Consider the following 22,766-nt stretch of genomic DNA (forward strand, 5'->3'; position numbering starts at 1 on the left):
CCGACATCGCCCAAGCAGCCGTCACCGTCCACCAGGACCAACCCGGCAACACCCGACTCATCGCCTACGTCGTCGCCGACACCACCACACCGGCGAGCGACGAGGAAGAGCGGAGCCAGATCGGCGAGTGGCAGGATCTCTACGACTCGCTGTACTCGGAGCCTGGTTCCGAGTTCGGTGAGGACTTCTCCGGCTGGAACAGCAGTTACGACGGCGAGCCGATCCCGCTGCCCGAGATGCGGGAGTGGCGCGCGGCCACGGTCGAGCGGATCAGGGCGCTCAGGCCCGGCCGGGTTCTGGAGATCGGCGTGGGTACCGGTCTGCTCCTGGCCAAGCTGGCGCCCGAGTGCGAGGAGTACTGGGGCACCGACTTCTCCCCCACCGTCGTCGAGGCGTTGCGGCGTCACGTCGACGCCGACCCCGAGCTCGCCCGGCGGGTCACCCTGCGGGTGCGGGCCGCGCACGAACACGACGGCCTTCCGCACGGTCACTTCGACACGATCGTCCTCAACTCGGTCGTCCAGTACTTCCCGAACGCCGGCTACCTGCGGCAGGTCGTCGAGCAGGCGTTCCGTCTGCTCGCTCCCGGCGGAGCCCTGTTCGTCGGTGACATCCGCAATCCGCGTCTGCTGCGCACCTTCACCAGTGCGGTGCAGGCGGCCCGAGCCGACGATCCCGGTGACACCGTCGCGGTGCGTCGGGCCGTGGAGCAGAGCCTCGTGCTGGAGAAGGAACTCCTCGTCGACCCCGAGTACTTCACCGCCCTCGCCCACGACGTCCCGGATCTCGCCGGCGCCGACATCCAGCTCAAGCGCGGCGCCGCCCACAACGAACTCACCCGCTACCGTTACGACGCCGTCCTCTACAAGTCCGGCGTCACCGTCCATCCCCTCGACGACGCGCCCACCCTGCCCTGGGCCCGGGACATCGGCGTCCTCGCCGAGCATCTGCGTACCGCGCGGCCCGAGCGGCTGCGGGTGACCGGCGTCGCCAACTCGCGCATCGCGGACGATCTCGCCGTACAACACCGTCTGGAAGGCGGGACGTCGGCGGCGGATCCGCTCGTGCCCGGGGTCGACGCGGAAGCCTTCCACCGTCTGGGCGACGAGTACGGCTACTGGACCGCGGTCAGCTGGAGCCCGCACGACCCCGCCGCCGTCGACGTCACCTTTGTCAGGCGTGCGCTCCTCGGCGACGGTGTGCCCGTCGGTTCCTACGCGCCCGCGGGTGCCGCCGACGGCAGTACCCCGCTGTCGGACTGGACCAGCAGTCCGGCCACCGGCCGGAGCACCGGCGCCCTGCTCACCGCCCTGCGCGAGCATGTCCGCCGCCATCTGCCGGACTACATGCGTCCCACCGCCATCGTCCCCCTCGACCGGCTCCCCCTCACCGCCAACGGCAAGCTCGACCGCGCCGCGCTGCCCGCGTGGGACCTGGAGCCCGCGGACATCGGCCGGGCGCCCGCCACTCCGCAGGAGCAGGTCGTGTGCGAGCTGTTCGCGGAGGTGCTCGGCCGGCCCGTGGTCGGCGTGGACGAGGACTTCTTCGACCTGGGCGGACACTCCCTGCTGGCGACCCGGCTGATGGCCCGCCTCCGGTCCGCCTTCGGCGTCGAGCTGGGTCTGCGGAGCCTGTTCGAGGCGCCGACCCCGGGCGGGATCGCGGCCCGGCTCGACGTCGACGACCCGGACGGCTCCTACGAGGTGATGCTGCCGCTGCGTACCGGGGGCAGCCGGCCGCCGCTGTTCTGCGTCCATCCTGGCGGAGGCATCAGCTGGTCGTACAGCGCGCTCATCAAGCACCTCGGTCCGCAGTACCCGCTCTACGGAATCCAGGCGCGCAGCCTGGCCCGCCCGGAAGCCCGGCCGGGCAGCGTGGAGGAGATGGCGGTGGACTACGCCGACCAGATCCAGCGGGTGCAGCCGCACGGTCCGTATCACTTGGCCGGCTGGTCCTTCGGCGGGCTGTGCGCGCACGCGCTGGCCGCGGAGTTCCAGCGGCGCGGCGAACCGGTGGCGCTGGTCGCGGTGCTCGACGTGATCCCGAACTGGCAGGGGCTGACCCATGCCGACGTCCCCGCCCCCGACGACCGGGTGATGCTGCTCTACCACGTAGGTCTCGTCGACGACGGCAGTCACCGGCACGACGGCGAGGAGATGACCTTCGCCAGGGCCCGGGAGATTCTGCGTCGCCAGGGAAGCGTGCTGGCCAACCTGGAGGAGGACCGGCTCGCGACGATCACCGAGATCTCGGCCAACAACACGCATCTGACCGTCGACTACCGGCCGGGCCCGATCGACGGCGACCTGCTGCTCATCGCCTGCTCGGAGCAGCAGGACCCGCCCGTCACCGCCGCTGCCTGGCAGCCGTACGTCCGCGGCACCGTCGAGGCCCATGTGGTGTCCGGCGAGCACGGGACCATGCTGACCCGGCCGGACACGCTGGCCGAGATCGGCCGGATCCTGTCGGCCGAGCTCGACCGGCTCAGCGGCGACGAGTGACGTCCCGAGGCCGCATGCGAGGCCCCCACCGTCCGCTTCACGCGAGGACCGACTCCCGAGGACTGACAACGATGCTGACCGACGTGCTCTCCGTCGACCTGGCCAAGGCCTTAGAGGCCGTCGACGGCTGGCTGATCGAGTACATACGCCAACCGCACGGCGAACTCGGACGCCCCGGCCCGGTGTGCCCGTTCGTCGAACCGGCCCAGCGCGCCGGTGCGCTGGAGATCCGGGTCAGGCTGGTGGGTCCCACCCCCAGCCAGACCCTGATCGACGAGATCGTCCGCTGCGGCCTCGACGAGTTCAGCGAGGTCGACTGGAAGGCCGGCAATCCGAATCTGCGCTCGCTGCTGCTCGTCCTGCCGGACCTGCCGCCCGAACAACTGCACCTGCTGGACGCCGCGCACACCGCGCTCAAGCCCGAGAGCGTGCGGCGCGGGCTGATGATCGCCCAGTTCCACGAGAAATGCCGGGAGAAGGCGGCCCGCAACCCCAGGTTCGAGGTGAGTTACGCCCCGGTGCCGATGATGGCGGTGCGTTCGATGGCGATCCACGACGTGCTGTTCCTGGCGGACCGGCGGGAGTGGTTCGAGGAGTACGCGAGCCGCTTCGGCGCCCGCTACCGCGACTCGGGGCACGGCGTCGACCCGCTGCTGACCGAGGTGTACGAGCGGGCCCGTGCCAGGTACGGCGTGGGGGGCTGAGGGATGCGTGGCGAACCGCGGCCGGGGAGCACGCGATGACCGGCGCCGCCGTGTACCGGGGCATGGACCAGGCCACACTGGACCGGCAGTACTCGCCGAGCAGCCGTGTGCCGAGCCTCGCGGCCTATCTGCGGGAGTACGAGCGGCTGAGCGCGAGCGCCCGCCGCGACCACCCGGTGCGCACCGGTCTCGGCTACGGCCCGCACCCGGCCGAGGTACTCGACTACTTCCCCGGCGCTGGTGCCCGTCCGCCGCTGCTGGTGTTCGTGCACGGCGGGAACTGGCAGGCGCTCGGCCGGGCCGAATCGGCCTTCCCCGCACCGCCGTTGCTGGCCGCGGGCGCGGCGGTCGCCGTGCTCGAGTACGGCCTTGCGCCGGAGGTCGGGCTGGACGCCATGGCGGGGATGGTGCGGCGCGGCGTGGACTGGCTGCTGCGGCACGCGGACCGGCTCGGGTTCGCCCCGGACCGGCTGCATCTGTGCGGCACCTCGGCCGGCGCGCATCTGGCCGCGATGGCCCTGTTGCCCGGCCCGTCCGACGGCCCCGACGTGTCCGGCCGGATCGCGGGGGCGGTGCTGCTGAGCGGCATGTACGACCTGGAGCCGGTGCGGCTGTCGTACGTCAACGAGGCGCTGCGGCTGGACGAGGCCGCGGCCCGCCGCAACAGCCCGCTGCGCCTGCTGCCGGCGCGGCTTCCCGAGGTGGTGGTCGCCCGCGGCGGCAACGAGACCGAGGAGTACGTCCGCCAGCACGACCGGATGGTGACGGCGCTGCGCGCCTCGGCGTCGGTGACGGAGGTCGTCGTCGAGCGGCGCGACCACTTCGATCTCCCCTACGACCTGGGGGTGAGGGGCACCGAGCTGGGCGACGCGGTCCTCACGCAGATGGGACTGGAAGGAACGGCCACATGACCACCGAGCAGACCGCCCAGGGCTCCGAGCCGAGCCTCGGGTGTCCGTTGTCCGCCGGGACCCCGCCGGGCACCACCCCGTACGCGCACTATGCGCGGATGGACGAGCTGCTGGCGCTCCAGCACCCGCTCAGCACGGCGGACACCGAGCCGGGCTTCATCATCATGAGCCAGGTCAAGGAGCTGCTGTTCAAGCTGCTGCACACCGAACTCACCACCGCACGGGACCAGTTGGCCAAGGACCGGCTCGGCGACGCGCTGTGGACGCTGCGCCGGTCGGCGCGGGTCCAGCAGGTCCTGCTGGTGTCCTGGGAGACCTTCTCCGTGCTGTCGCCCGTGGAGTTCGCCGAGTTCAGGGATGTCCTCGGGTCCGCCTCCGGCTTCCAGTCGGCCGGGTACCGGAGGCTGGAGTTCCTGCTCGGCAACAAGAACCCGGCGATGGCGGAACCGCACCGCCACACGGCAGGCCATGACGCGGTGGTGAACCAGCTGCACGAGCCGAGCCTGTACGACGCGGCGCTCGCGCTGCTGGCCCGCCGCGGTCTGCTCGCACCGGACGACTCCCCGGCCCGTGGCGCCACCCGGCCCTACCGGGCCGGGGCGGAGGTCGAGGAGGCCTGGCGGGCGGTCTACCGGGATCCGGTCCGCCACCACGACCTGCATCTGCTCGCCGAGGCGCTGATGGACACCGCGGACCAGTTCGCCCGCTGGCGCTACACCCACCTGGTCACGGTGCAACGGATGCTGGGCGCCAAACCGGGCACCGGCGGCACCGAGGGCGTGGCCTGGCTCGCCCGGATCAGTGAGCACCGCTTCTTCCCCGAGCTGTGGTCGGTGCGCTCGACGCTCTGACCCGCCCGGCCGGTGACGGCTTCCCCGCCGACGGCCGGCGAGGTGGAGGACACCGGGGACAGAAAGACGCCGACGATTCGAGAAGGAGGGCCGATGGAGGGCGGGATCCCGCGCGCGGTGGCCGAGGAGCTGGACGCGGCCGATCCGCTGGCCGAGTTCCGGGAGCGGTTCGTCGTCGACGATCCGGAGCTGATCTATCTGGACGGCAACTCGCTCGGCCGGCTGCCCGCGGCCACCCCCGGTCTGCTGCGCGAGGTGGTCGAGGAGGGCTGGGGCGGCGGGCTGGTGCGGTCGTGGCAGGGCTGGATCGACTGGGGCGCCCGGCTCGGCGACCGCCTGGCGGAGCATGTGCTCGGCGCCCGGCCCGGCGAGGTGGTGGTCTCGGATTCGACCTCGGTCAACCTCTTCAAGCTGGCCGCCGCCGCGCTGGACGCCGCTCCGGGGCGCCGCACGGTCGTGATGGACGCCGAGGACTTCCCCACCAACCGGTACGTCCTCCAGGGCCTCGCCGATCAGCGCGGGCTGCGCCTGCGCCGGCTCGCCTCCGACCTCGACGGCGGCCTCGACCTCGACCTGCTGAGCTCCGCCCTGGACGAGGACGTCGCACTGGTGGTCCTGTCGCTGGTGTCCTACCGCAGCGGCGCCCTGCTGGACATGGCGAGGGTGAACGAACAAGCCCGCGCGGCCGGCGCCCGGGTTCTGTGGGACCTGTCGCACGCGGCCGGAGCCGTCCCCGTCGATCTCGCCGCGAGCGGTGCGGAGCTCGCCGTGGGATGCACGTACAAGTACCTCAACGGCGGCCCGGGTTCGCCCGCCTTCCTCTATGTGCGCCGCGACCTGCAGGCCGGGCTGCGGCAGCCGGTGTGGGGCTGGTTCGGGCAGCGGGAGCAGTTCCTGATGGGGCCCGACTACGATCCCGTGCCGGCGATCGAGCGGTTCCTGGTGAGCACCCCGCCACTGCTGTCGCTGGCCGCGATCGATCCGGCCCTCACCCTCGTCGAACAGGCCGGTGTGGCGCGGATCCGGGCGAAGGGGCTCCTGCTGGGCCGACTGGCCGACGACCTCACGGACCACTGGCTCACCCCGCTGGGTTTCCGGCCGGCCTCACCCCGGCCGCCGCAGCGGCGCGGTTCGCACGTGTCGCTGTACCACCCCGACGCCTGGCGGATCTGCCAGGCGCTCGCCGCCGACGCGAAGGTCGTCTGCGACTACCGGGTCCCGGACCGGCTGCGGATCGGCCCGTCCCCGCTCTACACCAGGTTCACCGAGGTCTGGGACGCACTGGCCCGCCTCCGCGAGATCGCCGCCGGGGGCGGCTACACGGCCCGGCCCGCCAGCCTGTCCCGGGTGACCTGACCGCCGGCCCGGCCTCTTCGTCCGCCACGCCCTCACCACACCACCCGATACGGAGTGTCCATGCACGACGCGTCCCCGCTCACCACCGACGGCCTGGTACGGATCCTGTTCGGTTCCTCGGCCTTCCAGATGCTCAACGCGGGCCGCAATCTCGGCCTGTTCCCGCTGCTCCACCGGCGCCCCGGCCTGACCCCGGAGGAGATCGAGGAGGAACTGGGCCTGGCGCAGCGCCCAGTGCAGATCCTCCTCCTGGGCACCACCGCCCTGCAGTTGACCAGGCGTCAGGGCGACGTTTACCACAACGCCGATGTCCTGAACGGCCTGTTCGCGGACGGAACGTGGGAGATCATCGAGGATCTGATCGACTACGAGGAGCAGATCGTCCGCCCCGCCGAGGTGGACTTCACGGAGTCGCTGCGCAGCAACACCAACGTCGGACTGCGGCGGATCAAAGGCACCGGCACGGACCTGTACCACCGGCTGTCCGCGGACCCGGACCTGGAGCGGCTGTTCTATCGCTGTATGCGGTCCTGGTCCCGGCTGTCGAACCCCGTACTGGTCGAGAAGGCCGACCTGACCGGGGTGCGCCGGGTGCTCGACGTCGGCGGCGGCGACGGAGTGAACGCCATCGCCCTGGCCCAGGCCAACCCCGGGGTCGAGTTCACCGTCCTCGATCTGCCCGGCACGGTGGAGATCGCCCGCCGCAAGATCGCCGAGCACGGGCTGGCCGACCGGATCTCCGTCCTGGCCGCCGACATCTTCGCCGACGCGTACCCGGCGGGACATGACTGCGTGCTGTTCGCCAACCAGTTGGTGATCTGGTCACCGCAGGAGAACGTGCGCCTGCTGCGCAAGGCCCACGCGGCCCTCCCGGACGGCGGCCGGGTGCTGGTGTTCAACGCCATGTCCGACGACAGCGGCGACGGCCCGCTGTACGCGGCCCTCGACAACGTGTACTTCGCGACCCTGCCCGCGGCGAGCAGCACCATCTACCGGTGGGGCCAGTACGAGGAGTGGTTCACCGCGGCCGGTTTCGTGAAGTCCGAGCGGCTGCCGGGCGGCCGGTGGACGCCGCACGGCGTGATCAGCGCGGTCAAGTGACGTCCCCGCGAGAACCGGAGCCGACCATGTCCCTCGCTTCCCCCGACATCTCGCCCAAGGGCGGGAGCCCGGCGTGCCCCGCCGGCCCGCACATGATGGATCCGGATCTGCTCGCCGACCCCTTCGGCGGCTACGGCCGGCTGCGCGAGCAGGGCCCGGTGGTCCGCGGCAGGTTCGTCGACGGCACTCCGGTGTGGTTCGTGACCCGCCACGACGACGTCCGCGCGGTGCTGCGCGACCCCCGGTTCGTCAACACCCCCTCCAACGTGCCGGGTGAGGGGGGCGCGGACCCCCGTGAGCGCATGATGGAGCTGCTCAAGGTCCCGGAGCACCTCCGGGTCTACCTGCTCGGCTCCATCCTGGACAGCGATCCGCCGGACCATCCCCGGCTGCGCCGCCTGGTGACCCGTGCGTTCGCGGCCCGGCGGATCCTCGATCTGCGGCCGGAGATCGAGCGGATCGCCGACCGGCTGCTGGGCGGGCTCCCGGACCTGGAGGAGAACGGCGCGGTCGATCTGCTGGAGCACTTCGCGTATCCACTGTCGATCACGGTGATCTGCGAGCTCGTCGGAATCCCGGCGGCCGACCTCGAGCGGTGGCGGGAGTGGGGCGGCGACCTCGTGTCGATGCGGCCCGAACGGCTGCAGCACTCGTTCCCCGTGATGATCGACTACTGTCACGCGCTGATCGAGCGGCGTCGCGTCGCGCTCGCGGACGATCTGCTGAGCGAGCTCATCCGGGCCCAGGACGACGACGGCGGACGGCTCAGCGACACCGAGCTGGTCACCATGATCATCACGCTGGTGCTGGCCGGCCACGAGACGAGCGCGCATCTGATCGGCAACGGCACCGCCGCGCTGCTCACCCACCCCGACCAGCTGGCGCTGCTGCGCAAGGATCCGGCCCTGCTGCCGCGCGCGGTCCACGAGTTGATGCGCTGGTGCGGGTCGGTGCACGTGGCGCGGCTGCGGTACGCCACCGAGGACCTGGAGCTCGCCGGCACACCCGTCGCCCGCGGCGAGGCGGTCCAACTGGTACTGGTGTCGGCCAACTTCGACCCGCGGCACTACGAAGACCCGGAACGGCTGGACATCACGCGCCAGCAGGACGGACAGGCCGAGAACCACGTCGGCTTCGGCCACGGCATCCACTACTGCCTGGGTGCCACGCTGGCCCGGCAGGAAGGCGAGGCGGCGCTCGCCGGGCTGCTGGAGCGCTACCCGGACCTCGCGCTCGCGGACGGCGACCCGGAGCTGAACCGCGCCCGGCTTCCGGGCAGTTGGCGGTTGGAGTCGCTGCCCCTGAGGCTGCGTCCGTGACGGCTCCGGCAGCACTGAGGGCTCCCCGGCATGCCGGGGAGCCCTCAGCCCTGGGGGGTGGCTGGTCGCGCGGTCAGTCGGTCACGGCGATGGCCCGCACAGGGCAGGACAGCGCCGCCTGAGTCGCCTGCCGCCGCGTCGCCGTCTCGGTGCCGCCGGGCACCAGCGCGGAGTATCCGTCGTCGTCCTGGGTGAACACGCCGGGCGCCGTCAGGGCGCACTGCCCGGACCCGATGCAGGTGTGATGGTCGATGTGGATCTGCATGAGAGGGCCTCTCCGGAGGTCGGGTGGCGGGGCCGTCAGTGACCGAGTTCGTGCGCGGCGGCGCGGTCGAGTGTCACGAGTATCCATTCCTCGAAGTCCCGGTCTCCCTTCGACGCGGCCTCGCGCCAGCGTTCCACTCGGTCGCAGGGTGCGCTGATGCGGGGCAGGCTGGCCCGCGGCGGCGCGGCGACTCGATTCCCCTGCCGGCTTTCTCTCAGCCGGAGTCTGAGCTGGTTCCGGGACCAGCCGTGCTGTTCCGCCCGCTCGAGCCAGGTGTCGGCCTCCGCGGGAGGCAGTGAGGCGACCTCGGCGTGATGGCCGAAGCTGAGGGTCTCGCGCCTGCGCCGGAGCTCGAAGTGCCGCGCCACCCATGCGTAGTTGCGCAGGGTCTGGTAGTCGAGCCCGGCGGCCTGCACTCCGGTCTGGTAGCGGTCGGCGTAGCGCTCCTGGCCGTACACGAGCCAGTCGCCCAGGCACCAGGCGGAGGAGTCGGCGATCTGGAAGATGTGCAGTCCGGCCTTCTCCCACCGGTCGTACGAAAGGGTGGCCGGGATCTTCAATCCGACCCGGGTGGTCAGGATGCGCTCCTGACCGCCCGCTCTGCGGGGAAGGGCGGTGTCGGCCGCCCTGCGGCCGACCGGCAATTGACTGTCGCGCTGATCGGACTTGGCGATTTGCTGCACCGGCTTTCTCCTGGAATTGAGGCACCGACACTCTCGTACCAGTCGTCAGCGCCCTTGAGCCATGAAAGTAGCAAGCTCCAAAAACGGTAGGTCACTGTTCGAGATGCCGTCAATGAGCAATTCCGGCCGGGTGCTGACCGATTGAGGCGCAATAGTTCTCTCTACCGACAGCTCGTGTCCCCGGGCTTGCGGGACCGGCGCGGGCCGTGCCCCGCACGGCCCGTCATGATCGGGGAGCGGAGGCGGGGAGGGCCTCACCGGAGGCCGAACGCACGGCCGCGTCGATGCCGTCAAGGATCACTTCCAGGCCAACCCGGAAGGCTTCCCTGGCTTCGCGTTCCATGTACGGTTCGGCGCCGCCCGGTTCCTCCCCGGCACCGACGGCGGCGGTGGTCGCCTGCGACTCCAGTGCCGCGAGGGCCGGGAAGCGCTCGGCGAAGTCCGGCGCCACCTCGGTCAGCAGGGCGGACCGCTCGGCCCACCACTCCTCGTCGGACACGCCGGTCTCCGGCGCCGCCTGCCGGTGCTCCGCGGCGACCCGGGACATGCCCCGGACGAACTGGAACAGCACGGCGATGACGCGGCGGACCTGCAACGGCTCCAGACCGACTCCGCCCAGGATCCGCACCACCGTCTCCAGTTGCGTGTACTCGCCCGGACCGAGCACGGGTCGGGCCTGTGAGATCTGCAGCACCCATGAATGGCGCAGATAGAACGCCCAGGCGTCCTCGGCCCAGGCGGCGATCGCCGGGCGCCATCCCGCGCCGGTGTCGTACTCGGTGGGCAGTTCGGCCAGCACCCGGTCGTGCATGAGGTCGACCAGTTCACCCTTGCTCGGCACATACGTGTAGAGCGCCATGGCGGTCCGCCCCAGCCACGCCCCGACCGCCCGCATCGACAGGGCCGCCATTCCCTGTTCGTCGGCCACGGCGATGCCCGCTGCAACAATCGTGTCCACATCAAGTCCAGGCTTCGGCCCGGGCCCCGATCTGGCACCCGCGGAATCGGCCGAGCGCCAGAGCAGAGCCATCGAGCGGCGGGCGTCGCCCTGTCCGGCAAAAACAACCACCTTGCAACTCCTTACTGCATAAAGTAACCTCACCCGAGCATCTCTTTACGGCGTAAGGATATCAGGTGGGCACAAGCCCGCCCCGGGATGCCCGACGTTCTCGGAAGGTTTTCGATGGCAGAGCTCCCTGTCTCATACATCCAGGTCACCGACATCACCCGCATCACACCGCGCATGGCCCGTGTGACGTTCGAGGCCGACCGGCTGGAGGACTCCGTCGGCCGGACACCGGACCAGCAGGTCAAGCTCTGCTTCCCGCTGCCCGGCCAGCGGTCGCCCGTCCTGCCGGACGAGGACGACGACGCGACCAGCTGGTACCAGGCGTTTTTGGCCATTCCGGAGACCGAACGGCCGTTGATGCGCAGCTTCACCCTCCGCCGGCGCCTGCCCGGGACCAACACCGTCGAGATCGACTTCGTCCTGCACGGGGACACCGGGCCCGCCACCAGTTGGGCCGGCACCGCCCGCCCCGGTGACCGGCTCGGCATGGTCGGCCCGTCGGCCGTCTACGCCCGGCCGGTCTCCCTGACGGACTCGATCGCGGGCTCCGACTGGCTCCTGCTGGCCGGCGACGAGACGGCGCTGCCCGCCATCGCCACCCTGCTGGAGGCCCTCCCGGCGGGAACCAGCGCCCAGGCCTTCATCGAGGTCTCCGACGCCGCCGAGCGGCAGTCCCTGGAGACGGCGGGCGACGTCACCGTCCACTGGCTGGAGCGCGAGGGCACTCCGGCCGGGCGCAGCGATGTGCTGATCGACGCCGTACGCCGGGCCGAGTTCCCGCCGGGCCGCCCGTTCGCCTGGCTGGCCGGCGAGTCGGGCGCCGTGCGGGCGCTGCGCCGTCACCTGGTCGACGAACGGGGCATCGACAAGCGGTCGATCGACTTCAGCGGCTACTGGCGCTTCAAGCTCACCCAGGACGACGCCCCCACCGCGGAGGACATGGCGGAGGCGCAGGAGCGGCTCGCGGAGTTCCAGGCCGCCGCCGAGGACCGCCCCTGACGAGCCGCGCGGCGGGCCCGCCACTCGGCCGGTCTCGCCGCGACCCGACCGAACAGCGGTACGCACGAGAGAAGGATCCCATGATCACAGTGCGAGGTCTTGCCCGGCGGTTCACCCTGCGGGGACGCACCGTCGACGCGGTCAAAGGCATCGACTTCGACGTGGCGGCGGGGGAACTGGTCGGGTTCCTCGGTCCCAACGGGGCCGGCAAGACCACGACCTTACGGATGCTGACCACCCTGCTGCGGCCCACCGGCGGGAGTGGCACCGTGGCCGGCTGCGATCTGCTGACGGACCCTCAGGGCGTCCGGCGCAGGATCGGCTATGTGGCCCAGGGCGGCTCCGCCTGGCCGGAGTCCAAGGTCGCGGAGGAGATCGAACTGCAGGCCCGGCTGTACGGTATCTCGCGCGCGGAGGCCCGGCGGCGCGGGGCGCTGCTCGCCGAGCGGCTCGACCTGGCCGGCCTCGACCAGCGCCCCGCCAAGACGCTCTCCGGCGGTCAGCGCCGCCGCCTCGACATCGCACTCGGGCTGGTGCACGAGCCCGCGTTGGTCTTCCTGGACGAGCCCACCACCGGACTCGATCCGCAGAGCAGGGCCAATCTGTGGGACCACGTCCGCCGGCTGCGCGCCGAGCAGGGCACGACCGTCTTCCTCACCACCCACTACCTCGACGAGGCCGACGCCCTGTGCGACCGGATCCTCGTCACGGACCACGGCACGATCGTCGCCGAGGGAACCCCGGACGAGCTCAAGGCCCGCGTCGCCGGCGACGCGATCACCGTGGAGGTAGCCGAGCGGGCCGCGGAGGCCGCCGAACTCGCCGAACGGCTGCCCGGCGCGCACGAGGTGACCGTCGCCGCCGACACCGTACGGTTCCGGGTGCCCCGTGGGGACGCGGCCCTGCCGGAGCTGCTGCGCACCCTCGACAGCCACCGGATCGCCATGGCGTCCGTCAAGGTCAACCGGCCCACCCTCGACGACGTGTTCCTCAGCCTGACCGGGCGCTCCCTGCGCGACGGCGAGGTCGCGGCCGAGGCCATGGAGGCCACCCATGCTGCGTGACACCGGCCTGATCTTCCTGCGGGACATGAGGCTCGCGCTGCGCAGTCCGACCTGGCTGATCATCGGGATCATGCAGCCGCTGCTGTACCTGTTCCTCTTCGGGCCGCTGATGGTGACAGTCGTCGACCACACCCCCGGCTTCCCGTCAGGTGACGCCTGGGAGGTGCTCACCCCGGCGCTCATCGTGCAGACGGCGCTGTTCAGCGGCTCCTTCGCCGGGGTCGGGCTGCTCACCGAGTACCGGGTCGGCGTGGTCGACCGCTTCCGCGGCACCCCGGCCAGCCGGTCCGCCCTGCTGTTCGGCAAGGTCCTGGCGCAGGCGGTGCAGGCCACCGCCCAGTCGGTGCTGATCGTCCTCGTGACGCTGCTCGTGTTCGACCTGAACGCCCCGGCGTCCGGTGTGCTTCTGAGCCTGGCGATCGCCGCGGTGCTGGCCATCACGCTGTCCTCGGGGTCGTACGCGCTGGCGATGGTCCTCAAGAGCGAGGCCGCGTTCCCCTCGCTGATGAACGCCGTGCTCCTGCCGCTCCTCCTGCTGTCCGGCGTGCTGCTGCCGGTCACCGAGCAACTGGCCCCCGGCTGGCTCTACCACCTGGCCCGGATCAATCCGCTGACCCATGTGGTCGACGCCGAACGCGCCGCCTTCCGGGGGGACATGAGCTCCACCGGGCTGCTGACCGGCTCGCTCCTGCTGCTGCTCATGGCCGCGCTCGCCCTGCTGTGGGGCACACGGACCTTCCAGAAGGAGAACGCCTGACGGCCCAGCGGGACAACGCCCGCGGGCGGCCCCGCCGCCGGACCCCGAGACCGGGCTCCCCCTTTTCCCCCGGAGGGGGAGCCCACCCGCACCATCCGAGGAGCACATGTGAGTACCCACGCCATCAAGGTGACCGGGGCCAGGGAGAACAACCTCAAGAACATCTCACTGCGGATCCCGAAACGGCAGCTGACGGTCTTCACCGGTGTCTCCGGCTCGGGCAAGTCCTCGCTTGTGTTCGACACCATCGCGGCCGAGGCCCAGCGTCAGCTCAACGAGACCTTCACCGCCTTCGTCCGCAACTTCCTGCCCGACCACGGCCGCCCGGACATGGACGCCATCGAGAACATCTCCGCCGCGGTCGTCATCGACCAGAAGCGCCTGGGCGGCAACCCGCGCTCCACGGTGGGCACGATCACCGACATCAACCCGCTGCTGCGGCTCATGTTCTCGCGCGCCGGCGACCCCGCCGGCCTGCCGCCCGGCGCCTTCTCCTTCAACGACCCCCAGGGGATGTGCCCGGCCTGCGAGGGCCTGGGCACCGTCGTGCGGCTCGACCTCGACGCGTTCGTCGACCGCACCAAGTCCCTCAACGAGGGGGCGCTGCTGCACCCCGACTTCTCCACCGACAGCTGGTACTGGCTGAGTTATGTGGAGTCCGGTCTCTTCGACAACGACAAGCCGCTCGCCGACTTCACCGAGCGGGAGTGGCAACTGCTGCTGCACGGCGAACTGCCGCACAAGCTCCGCCTGGTCTGGCAGGGCAACACGCTGAACGTCAGGTACGAGGGCCTGGCGGAGAAGTTCACCAGGGTCTACATCAAGAAGGAGGACATGTCCGAGCGGGCCCGCCAGGTGTTCTTGCGGTTCGTCCGGTCGGCTCCCTGCGAGGACTGCGGCGGCACCCGCCTCGCCCCGGCCGCCCTGTCCAGCCGGATCGCCGGCCACCACATCGCGGACCTCACCGCGATGGAGGCCGAACACCTGGTCACGGTCCTGACGGACCTGGATCTGCCCCAGGTGAAGCCGGTCCTGGACGATCTGGTCGCCCGTCTGCGGCACCTGGTCGACATCGGTCTCGGGTACCTCAGCCTGGACCGGGAGACGGGAACCCTTTCGGGCGGCGAGTCGCAGCGGATCAAGATGGTCCGGCACCTGTCCAGCGACCTGACCGAGATGCTGTACGTGTTCGACGAGCCGAGCGTGGGCCTGCACGCGCGGGACGTGCACCGGCTCAAGGAACTCCTGGTCGCGCTGCGGGACAAGGGCAACACCGTGCTGGTGGTCGAGCACGACCCGGACGTCATGGCCATCGCCGACCATCTGGTGGACATGGGTCCGAGGGCCGGGACGCGGGGCGGCGAAGTGGTCTTCGAGGGAAGCTTCGCCGACCTCGCCAGGGCCGACACCCTCACCGGCCGCCATCTCCGGCACCGGCTGCCCCTGAAGACCGAGCCCCGCCGCCCCACCGGGACGCTCACCGTGACCGGCGCGAAAAGCCACAACCTGAAGGACGTGACGGTCGGCTTCCCCACCGGCGTCCTGACCGTGGTCACCGGAGTGGCGGGATCCGGCAAGAGCTCGCTCGTCAACGACGAGTTCCTGCCCCGGCACCCCGACGCCATCGTGATCGACCAGTCCGCCGTGACGGCGAGCCGGCGGTCCAACGCCGCCACCTACACCGGGCTGCTGGACCCGATCCGCAGGCTGTTCGCCAAGGCCAACGGGGTCAGTCCGGCACTGTTCAGCGCCAACTCCAAGGGTGCCTGCCCGAACTGCCAGGGGCTCGGCGTGCTCTACACCGACCTGGCGTTCCTGGAGACGCTGAAGTCCGTATGCGAGGCCTGCCGGGGCCGCCGCTTCCGCGACGACGTCCTCGTGCACCGGCTGCGCGGCCGGTCGATCAGCGACGTTCTGGAGATGACCACGGCCGAGGCGGCGGACTTCTTCACCGAGCCCAAGCTCCACAAGGTCCTGCACGCGCTCACCGAGGTGGGCCTGGACTACCTGCGCCTCGGCCAGCCGCTCAGCACCCTCTCCGGCGGCGAGTGCCAGCGCCTCAAGCTCGCGGCCCACCTGCACCGCGTCGGCAGCGTCTACGTGATGGACGAGCCCACCACCGGCCTCCACATGTCCGACACCCACCGCCTCCTCGGCATCGTCGAGCGCCTCGTCGACCAGGGCAACACCGTCATCGTCATCGAGCACAACCTCGACGTCGTCAAGAGCGCCGACTGGATCATCGACCTGGGCCCCGAGGGCGGCAGCGGCGGTGGGCAGATCCTGTTCGAGGGAACCCCCACCGACCTCCTGAAGACCCCCGGCTCCCACACCGCCGAGTACCTGCGCAGGGACATCTCGAGGCACTGACACATCCGCGCGTGCCCGCCGGCCGCGCGGCGGTTCACCGGCTCGCGGAGGCGCTGTCGTTGGCGTACAGCCGAATGGTGGTGCACCCGGGGGCACGGTGGCACCTACCAGCACAGTACGGGAGTACCGCGACGCGGCGACCGCGGCGGGGTGGGATCTGCCTCGGCAGGGATGCGGGCGCCGTCACGACCGCGCCCGCCGTGAACGGCCTCCACGCGCGCATGGATGTCTTCGTACGTCCACGCGCGCGTGCCCCCGTTTTCAGAGCTCGCCGCCGCCCAACAAGCCACTGGCCGCGAACGGGCTCCCCCCGGGCACCTTGTCCACGGGAATCTCAGTGGCCCCCGACGGCGCGCTGACGTCGCCCGCCTCGGAGAACTTCAGGACCAGCGGCAGCTTGTCGGCCTTCGGGTCGTCGGCGAGGACGGAGAGGTCGACCTTGACTTGGGTCAGGTCGCCGTTCTTCAGCGTGAAGTCGACCGCGACGTTCTTGTTCGGGGCGTCCTTGAGGGCGTTGTCCGGCGGAAGGTCCGTTCCCGGCGGAAGGTCGCCCTCCAGCGGTCGCAGCTTGTCGAAGACTCCCCTGATCAAGTCACGGAAGTTGCCCTTGGCGACAACGTGTTCGGTGCCGTCGCTGCCGCTCTTGGTACGGAAGGTGACGTCGCGGGCGATGACACCGCGTACGGCCTTCATGATCTTCTGCTGGGCCTTGGCGTCGATCCCGTCGGTGCCGGCCGACCCCTGAGCCGTCTTCCCGGAACCCTGGGACTTCCGGGACTTGGCCAGCTCTTTGGTGTCGACCTTCACCCACTTGCCTTCGAGGACCTTCCTGAACTCCTTGGCGCTGTCCGGGATCTGGCCGGGCGTGGGCATCGGAACGCCCATCGCCTCGCCGAGGGCCTTCATGTCGGAGCGGTAGTACGTGAAGTCGCCGACGGCCCGGTACTCGGCCAGGACGCCGTCGGCCCCCGTGATCTTGAGACTCGTACCGATGAGGTCCTCCTCACCCGAATCCGACAGCGGCTTCTTGGACTTGACGGCGACGTCGACGCGCAGCCCGCTGACGAACTTCGCGAACTCCGGCGGAAGAGCGTCGTCGGAGTCGGCGTCGCCCGCGAGCGCGGTGAGCGCGTCGGGGGCGGCATCGAGATCCAACTGGAAGGCGAGTGACTTCTGCTCGCCGAGCCGGTCGACGGCGTGGTCCACCTTCTGGCCGGCGGTGAGGTTCTGGACCGTGCCGCAGGCGGCCGCCGTGGCGAGCAGGACGGCGGCGCAGCCGGCCGCGGTGATGGTCTTGCGTATGACAGTGATGAGGGTCTCCTCTACGATGCCGCGTGGCTCCGCGCGGCATCCCTTCGTTCACTCGTTCGCTTGATCACCTATGTGACTCATGAGTTGCCCACAGGGTTGTGCGGCAACTGGAGTGGCTGCTCGCCGCACTCGGTGACGAGGTCACGGGGATGATTCGCCGCGCGGGGCAGAGCGACGATCCGCACGGCGAAGAAGCGGTCCCTGGGCTTGATCCGCTTTGACGGACATTGGAGATCAGGGGTTCAGCCCCGGGAGGATGTCCATCATGGAGAGCATGGGGAAGAAGAAGCCTCGCCCTCGTCGCTCGTTCACGCCGGAGTTCAAGGCGGAGATCGTCGAGCCGTACCGACGCGGTGACCGCTCGGTCGGTCAAATCGCCAAGGACTTCGACCTGACCGAGACCGCTGTGCGCGAATGGGTGAAGCAGGCCGAGGTCGATGCGGGTGAGCGCGACGGCCTGACCAGCAGCGAACGCTAGGAACTGGCCGCACTGCGGCGGGAGAACCGCCGGCTGCGGGAGGACGTGGAGGTCCTCGAGCGGGCCACGGCTTTCGTACAACCTGCACCGTCTGCGCAGCAGCCTCGGCTACCGCAGTCCCGCCGAATACGAGACCGCACTCGCAGCCTGACCACCACACCGATGGTGTCCGTCAAAGCGGAACAAGCTCACCCTACCCATCGAGGCCAGTCTGTGGACTTCGCCCCACCCCCGGGCCGGGCCGCGCCATCGGCTACGTCGTGACGGCCACCGAGCCCCCGCAAGGGGTTGTCAACCTGTGCTCGGCCTACGCACCACGACGGAACCGGGCGGCCTTACGGGCCTCGGCGATCTGGCGGGCCTCAGCAGAGCGGCGAGACTCGCCACCGGCACCGGCCCGCCCCGGGTGGGTGCCCAGACCGCGGAAGGGGACACCGCCCCGCTTCGGGCGCTCCGCGACCGGCCTGCTGCCGCTGACGGGGACACCGGAGGGAGCCTGCGCGCCGGTGATGCGGCTCAGCTCGGCCTCGCCCGAGCGGACCTGCGTGATCTGCGGCCTGATGCCTGCGTCGGACATGAGACGCGCCATGTCCCGACGCTGATTGGGCAGGACCAGCGTGACGACACTGCCGGACTCGCCGGCGCGGGCGGTGCGGCCACCGCGGTGCAGGTAGTCCTTGTGATCGCTGGGCGGGTCGACGTTGACGACGAGATCGAGGTCGTCGATGTGGAGGCCCCGGGCCGCGACATTGGTGGCGACCAGCACCGTGACGTCGCCGGTCTTGAACTGTGCCAGGGTGCGGGTGCGCTGGGGCTGCGACTTGCCGCTGTGCAGCGCCGCGGCCTTCACGCCGCTGCTCAGCAGGTGCTTGGTGAACTGGTCGGCAGCGTGCTTGGTGTCCAGGAACATGATCACGCGCCCGTCGCGGGCGGCGATTTCGGTGGCGGTGGCGTATTTGTCGGCGCCGTGCACCTGCAGCACGTGATGCTCCATCGTGGTGACCGCGCCCGCCGACGGGTCAACCGAATGGACCACCGGGTCATGGAGGTGACGACGGACCAGGAGGTCGATGTTGCGGTCCAGCGTGGCCGAGAACAACATGCGCTGGCCATCGGGGCGTACCTGGTCCAGCAGTTCGACGACCTGTGGCATGAAGCCCATGTCCGCCATCTGGTCAGCCTCGTCCAGGACGGTGATGTTCACCCGGTCCAGGCGGCAGTCCTTGCGCTCGATGAGATCCATGAGGCGGCCAGGAGTCGCGACGACCACCTCGGCCCCGGCACGCAGTGCGCCGGCCTGCCTGCCGATCGACATGCCGCCGACCACAGTGGCCAGCCGCAGCTTCAGCAGCCGGGCGTACGGGGCGAGCGCATCGGTTACCTGTTGGGCCAGCTCGCGCGTGGGGACGAGAACCAGGGCCAGCGGTTTCCGTGAGTCGGCACGCTGCCCGGCCGTGCGCACGAGGAGCGCCAGGCCGAAGGCCAGCGTCTTGCCCGATCCGGTGCGCCCGCGCCCCAGGACGTCGCGCCCCGCGAGGGCGTTCGGCAACGTGGCGGCCTGGATCGGGAACGGCTCGTTCACGCCGAGGGTGGTGAGCATCTTCAGCAACTCGACGGGCATGTCCAGTTCGCCGAAGGTCGCGACCGCCGGGAGGGCCGGGGTGACGGTGACCGGCAGTGCGAACTCCCCCTGAGGTGCGGAGGGATGGCGTCCTTTGCCGCCTGAACTGACGCCGGGGCGACCCTGGCCCTGTGGACGAAAACGGTCGTTCGTGCGAGCTGAACGGCTCATGGAGAACCTTCCTCGACAGGGCACGCATCGAGGAATTCCCGACAGAAATGAGCCGGATGAATTGCAAGAACGAGCCGAATACGAAACCAAAAGAATCTCAGCGGAATACAAAAAAACAGTAACTGGGCCCGCCGCAAGATGCGCGGACTCCAGCTACCTCAATACGTTTTGACGTCAGGCGGGAGTGATGTTCTCCGCCTGCGGACCCTTCTGGCCCTGCGTGACATCGAAGTTCACCCTCTGACCTTCCTGAAGCTCACGGAAGCCCTGGGCTGCGATGTTCGAGTAATGGGCGAAGACATCCGGGCCGCCGCCGTCCTGCTCGATGAAGCCGAATCCCTTTTCCGCGTTGAACCACTTGACGGTGCCAGTAGCCATTTCACATCTCCTTCGGGGCACCCTGCGTTGCCACAATGCCCCCGTCCGGATAAACACCGGAGATACAAAAATGCCCGACGACATACGGTCGCCGAGGCACTTGAAACTTCGGGAACCACAACTACAGCTGCAGTTAATTTTAGCACAGCACGCACATGCGCGCCACAACGCCAACTCGAATGCGTGCGGGAGGAGGATTCTCGGATTACACAGGGTGTAGGCTTCCACGCCCTTTCGTAGTTTGCGGAAAATCAAGCGCGCCTGATGGGTTGGCCGACGGTGACCACTCGGCTCCCGGGCTGGTTCGGAGACCAGGCTGACGACTGCACGGCGATCTACGCGATGTGTTCACGGCGGCCGGTGGAGGCGGAGCTGCTCGGCGACACCGGTGCGCATCGCGGTCTGGTCGTGCATTCTTCCGGGCCGGTCGGGGACGTCGAAGCCCTCCAGGGTGTACCACCTGTCGAGAGCGGCGTGCGGGCACTGATGACTCGGCGCCCAGGACCCGGTCGGTGAGGACCGGGTCGTGCTTCGGCCCCGCGCCCGGCTGCTGCTTGCGCTGCCCGCCGCGCCGCTCGTGCAGTGCGGACTCACACCGCGCAATCCACGCACCGGCCAACTCCTCGGCCAACCCGCCGAGATGTGCAAGAGAGATGCCTTGAAGGAAGGATGGGACCACCGCGCGGTCCGTCTGGCGTACGCGGCCTCCTGGGCGTGTTCGGCGTCCTCGGACGCGGCGTCGGCGGCCTCCCGCACGGCGGCCAGCGACAGCAGCGGTTCCATGAACCGCTGCAGGTACTGCATCAGCCGGTCCTTGTATGCGAGGAACGCCTCGACCTCGACGTCGCGCAGGTCGATGGTGCGCCGGAGCGATCCCATGAAGGTGCGGGCGTCGTCCGCCAGGTCGGCGAAGCGTGCCGTCAGCACGGACAGCGCGATGTGGGCCTTGGCCGGATCCGGCTCGTCCTCCACGGCGATCACCAGCAGCGCCCGCAACTGCGTGACGATGTCGTGCAGCGCGACCGCCTGGGCTCGGCTTGCCGTACCAGCCGATCCGCAAGGTGTCGCGGGCGCGGGTGGCCGCGACGAACAGCAGTAACCCGGCCTTCAGTTCCTCCCGGGCGAGGCGCCGGGGGCCCGTGTCGCCGTAGCGCTGGACGATGGACGCGCGGGGGATGACGCCGCCACGGGCACCGCCGATGGCGATCCTCTGGAATTCGAGGCCCTGGAAGCGGTGCATGGTGCCGACATGGATGTCGCCGCCTCCCTTGACGCCCTCCTTGGGGCCTTTCCCTGTCGCGGAGAGTCTCCGTGGTCGAGTGGCCCGTGCCGCCAGGGGTGTCGCCCGGCTCCGGCGGCACTGACCAGGTAGCCGTCCTGGCTGACGGTAGGTCAAGTAAGGGTTGCGGAGCCGTTCTCTGAGGCCCCTGTTTCAGCGGTGTGTGCCGTGTCACGCATTCTGAGGGCTGGCTAAGTTGTCTGCATCACAGCGGAAATGTCCTTTTATTGCCCATGCTCGAAACGGATGCCGACTCCCGAAGTGGAGCTCATCGGCAACCTCTTGGGCGCGAAGTATCAAAGTGACCCATGACACAGCATTCGCGACATTCCCGCTTTTTCCTCTGGAAAGGTGCCGCATTATGGCCGCTTACCTCTGTCCTCCTGCCGTGATACACGGGGAGCACGCCGTGAAAACCAGCCAGATCGTGGCGGAGGTGCGCGAGCGGCATCCGCACGCGGCGTGGGCGCCGCGGATCGACGGCATCGCGGCCGGCACGGGCATCGAGACCCGCGGGTGGATGCTGCCGCTGGAGGCCGCGGTCGCGCCCGGCAACGGCGGTGGCCTGCGGGGCGTCGGCGTCGGGGCGGCCCAAGAGGCGTTGGCGCGAGACGGGTTCACCCAGCAGGACGTGGACCGCGTGATCGCCGCGCTTGAGGCGATACCCGCGCCGCAGACCGTCCAGGAGCGCACCGGGCCGGCCTGGGAGGCCGTGCAGTCCTACGGGGAGCGGGCGGCGCGCGGGGCCCTGCAGATCGCCGGGCTGGACGCCGCGGACATCGACTGCCTGATCACCAGCCACTCCACCACCCCGGCACTGCCGGGTCTGGACATCGCCCTGGCCAACAAGCTCCCGCTGCGCAACGACGTGATGCTGCTGCCGGCCACGCAGTGGGCCTGTATAGCGGGGACGCGCTCCCTGGCGCTGGCGGCGGATCTCGTGGCCGCGGACCCCGACCGGGTGGTCCTGGTCGTGATCGCGGAGGCGCTGAGCACGACCTATCAGCCCGCGGACGACACTCTCGAGTCCCTGATCGTCCGGTTGTTGTTCGCGGACACCGCGGTCGCCGTGGTGGTCACGGGCCGCCAGAGGCGCGAGTCGATGCTGCGGCTGGACGCCGCCTGGCACCACACCCTGCCCGGCACCCAGGACCTGCACCGTCTGGATACACGGGCGGACGGCACCCACTTCGTGATGGACCGGCGCGGGCCGCGCGCCGTACAGGAGACGGTCACCGCGATGTGGGAGTGGCTGCGCGTCCGCTACCAGGACGACCCCGACTCCTGGCACCCCGACGTGCTGCTGGCGCACCCCGGCGGGACCCGGGTGCTGGAGTACATGGAGCAGACGATGCCCGAGGCGTGGCCGTCGGGGCTGCTGGAGTACAGCCGGGACAGCTACACCAGCGGCAACCGCGGAGGCGCCGCCGTGTTCGACATCATGCGGCGGGCGCACGACGCCGGGCAGAAGCCGGGCAGTCGCGCCGTCCTGTACGCGGCGGCACCGGGCCTCACCGCCACCGCGCTGGAAGGAGAGTGGCTGTAGTGCGAGCCCGCGCCACCCGTACCCGCTCCCGT

Annotated in this window: 20 protein-coding genes; 13 read left to right on the forward strand and 7 right to left on the reverse strand. The window is 70.2% G+C overall.

The genetic code is table 11. From position 1 onward, the window contains the following. The 7 genes from ACZ7L0_RS22710 to ACZ7L0_RS22740 all read left to right on the forward strand — a co-directional run. Positions 1-2,501: class I SAM-dependent methyltransferase (locus ACZ7L0_RS22710; RefSeq protein WP_471244329.1), on the forward strand; the 2,501-nt coding region annotated here is incomplete at its 5' end. A 71-nt stretch (positions 2,502-2,572) separates the two neighbouring features. Continuing rightward, positions 2,573-3,205: a DUF6875 domain-containing protein gene (locus ACZ7L0_RS22715; RefSeq protein ID WP_471244330.1), complete on the forward strand. Its 633-nt coding sequence runs from the start codon at positions 2,573-2,575 to the stop codon at positions 3,203-3,205. Positions 3,206-3,240: 35 nt separating this feature from the next. Then, positions 3,241-4,116 carry an alpha/beta hydrolase gene (locus ACZ7L0_RS22720; protein ID WP_471244331.1) on the forward strand — a complete coding sequence of 292 codons (876 nt, stop codon included), beginning with the start codon at positions 3,241-3,243 and terminating at the stop codon, positions 4,114-4,116. After that, positions 4,113-4,967, forward strand: coding sequence for a tryptophan 2,3-dioxygenase (locus tag ACZ7L0_RS22725; RefSeq protein WP_471244332.1), 855 nt, complete (start codon positions 4,113-4,115; stop codon positions 4,965-4,967). The genes ACZ7L0_RS22720 and ACZ7L0_RS22725 overlap by 4 nt, the downstream gene beginning before the upstream one ends. Before the next feature lie 93 nt (positions 4,968-5,060). Continuing rightward, the gene (gene kynU, locus ACZ7L0_RS22730) at positions 5,061-6,323 is read left to right on the forward strand and encodes a kynureninase (protein WP_471244333.1); all 1,263 of its coding nucleotides are present in this window, start codon (positions 5,061-5,063) and stop codon (positions 6,321-6,323) included. A gap of 60 nt (positions 6,324-6,383) precedes the next feature. Further along, positions 6,384-7,424 carry a methyltransferase gene (locus ACZ7L0_RS22735; RefSeq protein WP_471244334.1) on the forward strand — a complete coding sequence of 347 codons (1,041 nt, stop codon included), beginning with the start codon at positions 6,384-6,386 and terminating at the stop codon, positions 7,422-7,424. Positions 7,425-7,450: 26 nt separating this feature from the next. Further along, positions 7,451-8,743, forward strand: coding sequence for a cytochrome P450 family protein (locus ACZ7L0_RS22740; RefSeq protein ID WP_471244335.1), 1,293 nt, complete (start codon positions 7,451-7,453; stop codon positions 8,741-8,743). A 73-nt stretch (positions 8,744-8,816) separates the two neighbouring features. Here ACZ7L0_RS22740 and ACZ7L0_RS22745 read toward each other — a convergent pair whose 3' ends face one another. The 3 genes from ACZ7L0_RS22745 to ACZ7L0_RS22755 form a co-directional block, all read right to left on the reverse strand. Then, positions 8,817-9,008 carry a ferredoxin gene (locus ACZ7L0_RS22745; RefSeq protein ID WP_471244336.1) on the reverse strand — a complete coding sequence of 64 codons (192 nt, stop codon included), beginning with the start codon at positions 9,006-9,008 and terminating at the stop codon, positions 8,817-8,819. A gap of 35 nt (positions 9,009-9,043) precedes the next feature. Beyond that, positions 9,044-9,691, reverse strand: a complete 648-nt coding sequence (locus ACZ7L0_RS22750) for an LmbU family transcriptional regulator (RefSeq protein WP_471244337.1) — start codon at positions 9,689-9,691, stop codon at positions 9,044-9,046. Between the two features lie 223 nt (positions 9,692-9,914). Continuing rightward, positions 9,915-10,760 carry a TetR/AcrR family transcriptional regulator C-terminal domain-containing protein gene (locus ACZ7L0_RS22755; protein WP_471244338.1) on the reverse strand — a complete coding sequence of 282 codons (846 nt, stop codon included), beginning with the start codon at positions 10,758-10,760 and terminating at the stop codon, positions 9,915-9,917. Between the two features lie 114 nt (positions 10,761-10,874). Between ACZ7L0_RS22755 and ACZ7L0_RS22760 the strand changes: the two genes are divergently transcribed. The 4 genes from ACZ7L0_RS22760 (at position 10,875) to ACZ7L0_RS22775 (ending at position 15,950) form a co-directional block, all read left to right on the forward strand. Next, positions 10,875-11,759, forward strand: coding sequence for a siderophore-interacting protein (locus tag ACZ7L0_RS22760; protein WP_471244339.1), 885 nt, complete (start codon positions 10,875-10,877; stop codon positions 11,757-11,759). A gap of 80 nt (positions 11,760-11,839) precedes the next feature. Beyond that, positions 11,840-12,823 (forward strand): ATP-binding cassette domain-containing protein, encoded by a 984-nt coding sequence (locus tag ACZ7L0_RS22765; RefSeq protein ID WP_471244340.1) that lies wholly within the window; start codon positions 11,840-11,842, stop codon positions 12,821-12,823. After that, positions 12,813-13,580 carry an ABC transporter permease gene (locus tag ACZ7L0_RS22770; protein WP_471244341.1) on the forward strand — a complete coding sequence of 256 codons (768 nt, stop codon included), beginning with the start codon at positions 12,813-12,815 and terminating at the stop codon, positions 13,578-13,580. Before ACZ7L0_RS22765 ends, ACZ7L0_RS22770 begins: the two co-directional genes overlap by 11 nt. Before the next feature lie 108 nt (positions 13,581-13,688). Continuing rightward, positions 13,689-15,950, forward strand: a complete 2,262-nt coding sequence (locus tag ACZ7L0_RS22775; protein ID WP_471244342.1) for an ATP-binding cassette domain-containing protein — start codon at positions 13,689-13,691, stop codon at positions 15,948-15,950. Positions 15,951-16,211: 261 nt separating this feature from the next. Here the strand turns inward: ACZ7L0_RS22775 and ACZ7L0_RS22780 are convergent, their stop codons facing one another. Continuing rightward, positions 16,212-17,156 carry a hypothetical protein gene (locus ACZ7L0_RS22780; RefSeq protein WP_471244343.1) on the reverse strand — a complete coding sequence of 315 codons (945 nt, stop codon included), beginning with the start codon at positions 17,154-17,156 and terminating at the stop codon, positions 16,212-16,214. 379 nt (positions 17,157-17,535) lie between these two features. Here ACZ7L0_RS22780 and ACZ7L0_RS22785 point away from each other — a divergent pair, with 379 nt between their 5' ends. Next, a complete protein-coding gene (locus ACZ7L0_RS22785) occupies positions 17,536-17,739 on the forward strand; it encodes a transposase (protein ID WP_471244344.1) in 204 nt (67 codons plus the stop codon). 307 nt (positions 17,740-18,046) lie between these two features. Here ACZ7L0_RS22785 and ACZ7L0_RS22790 read toward each other — a convergent pair whose 3' ends face one another. From ACZ7L0_RS22790 to ACZ7L0_RS22800, 3 genes are all read right to left on the reverse strand, one after another. Beyond that, positions 18,047-19,531, reverse strand: a complete 1,485-nt coding sequence (locus ACZ7L0_RS22790; RefSeq protein WP_471244345.1) for a DEAD/DEAH box helicase — start codon at positions 19,529-19,531, stop codon at positions 18,047-18,049. A gap of 174 nt (positions 19,532-19,705) precedes the next feature. Next, positions 19,706-19,909: a cold-shock protein gene (locus ACZ7L0_RS22795; RefSeq protein ID WP_067004365.1), complete on the reverse strand. Its 204-nt coding sequence runs from the start codon at positions 19,907-19,909 to the stop codon at positions 19,706-19,708. 348 nt (positions 19,910-20,257) lie between these two features. Further along, entirely contained in the window at positions 20,258-20,905 is a 648-nt protein-coding gene (locus tag ACZ7L0_RS22800; RefSeq protein ID WP_471244346.1) for a DUF2397 family protein, read from the reverse strand. A 644-nt stretch (positions 20,906-21,549) separates the two neighbouring features. On the opposite strand from ACZ7L0_RS22800, the gene ACZ7L0_RS22805 reads away from it, so the two are divergent. Further along, a complete protein-coding gene (locus ACZ7L0_RS22805) occupies positions 21,550-22,734 on the forward strand; it encodes a beta-ketoacyl-[acyl-carrier-protein] synthase family protein (protein WP_471244347.1) in 1,185 nt (394 codons plus the stop codon). Positions 22,735-22,766 lie beyond the last annotated feature (32 nt).

The organism is Streptomyces sp. NPDC039424 (genome assembly GCF_055639495.1).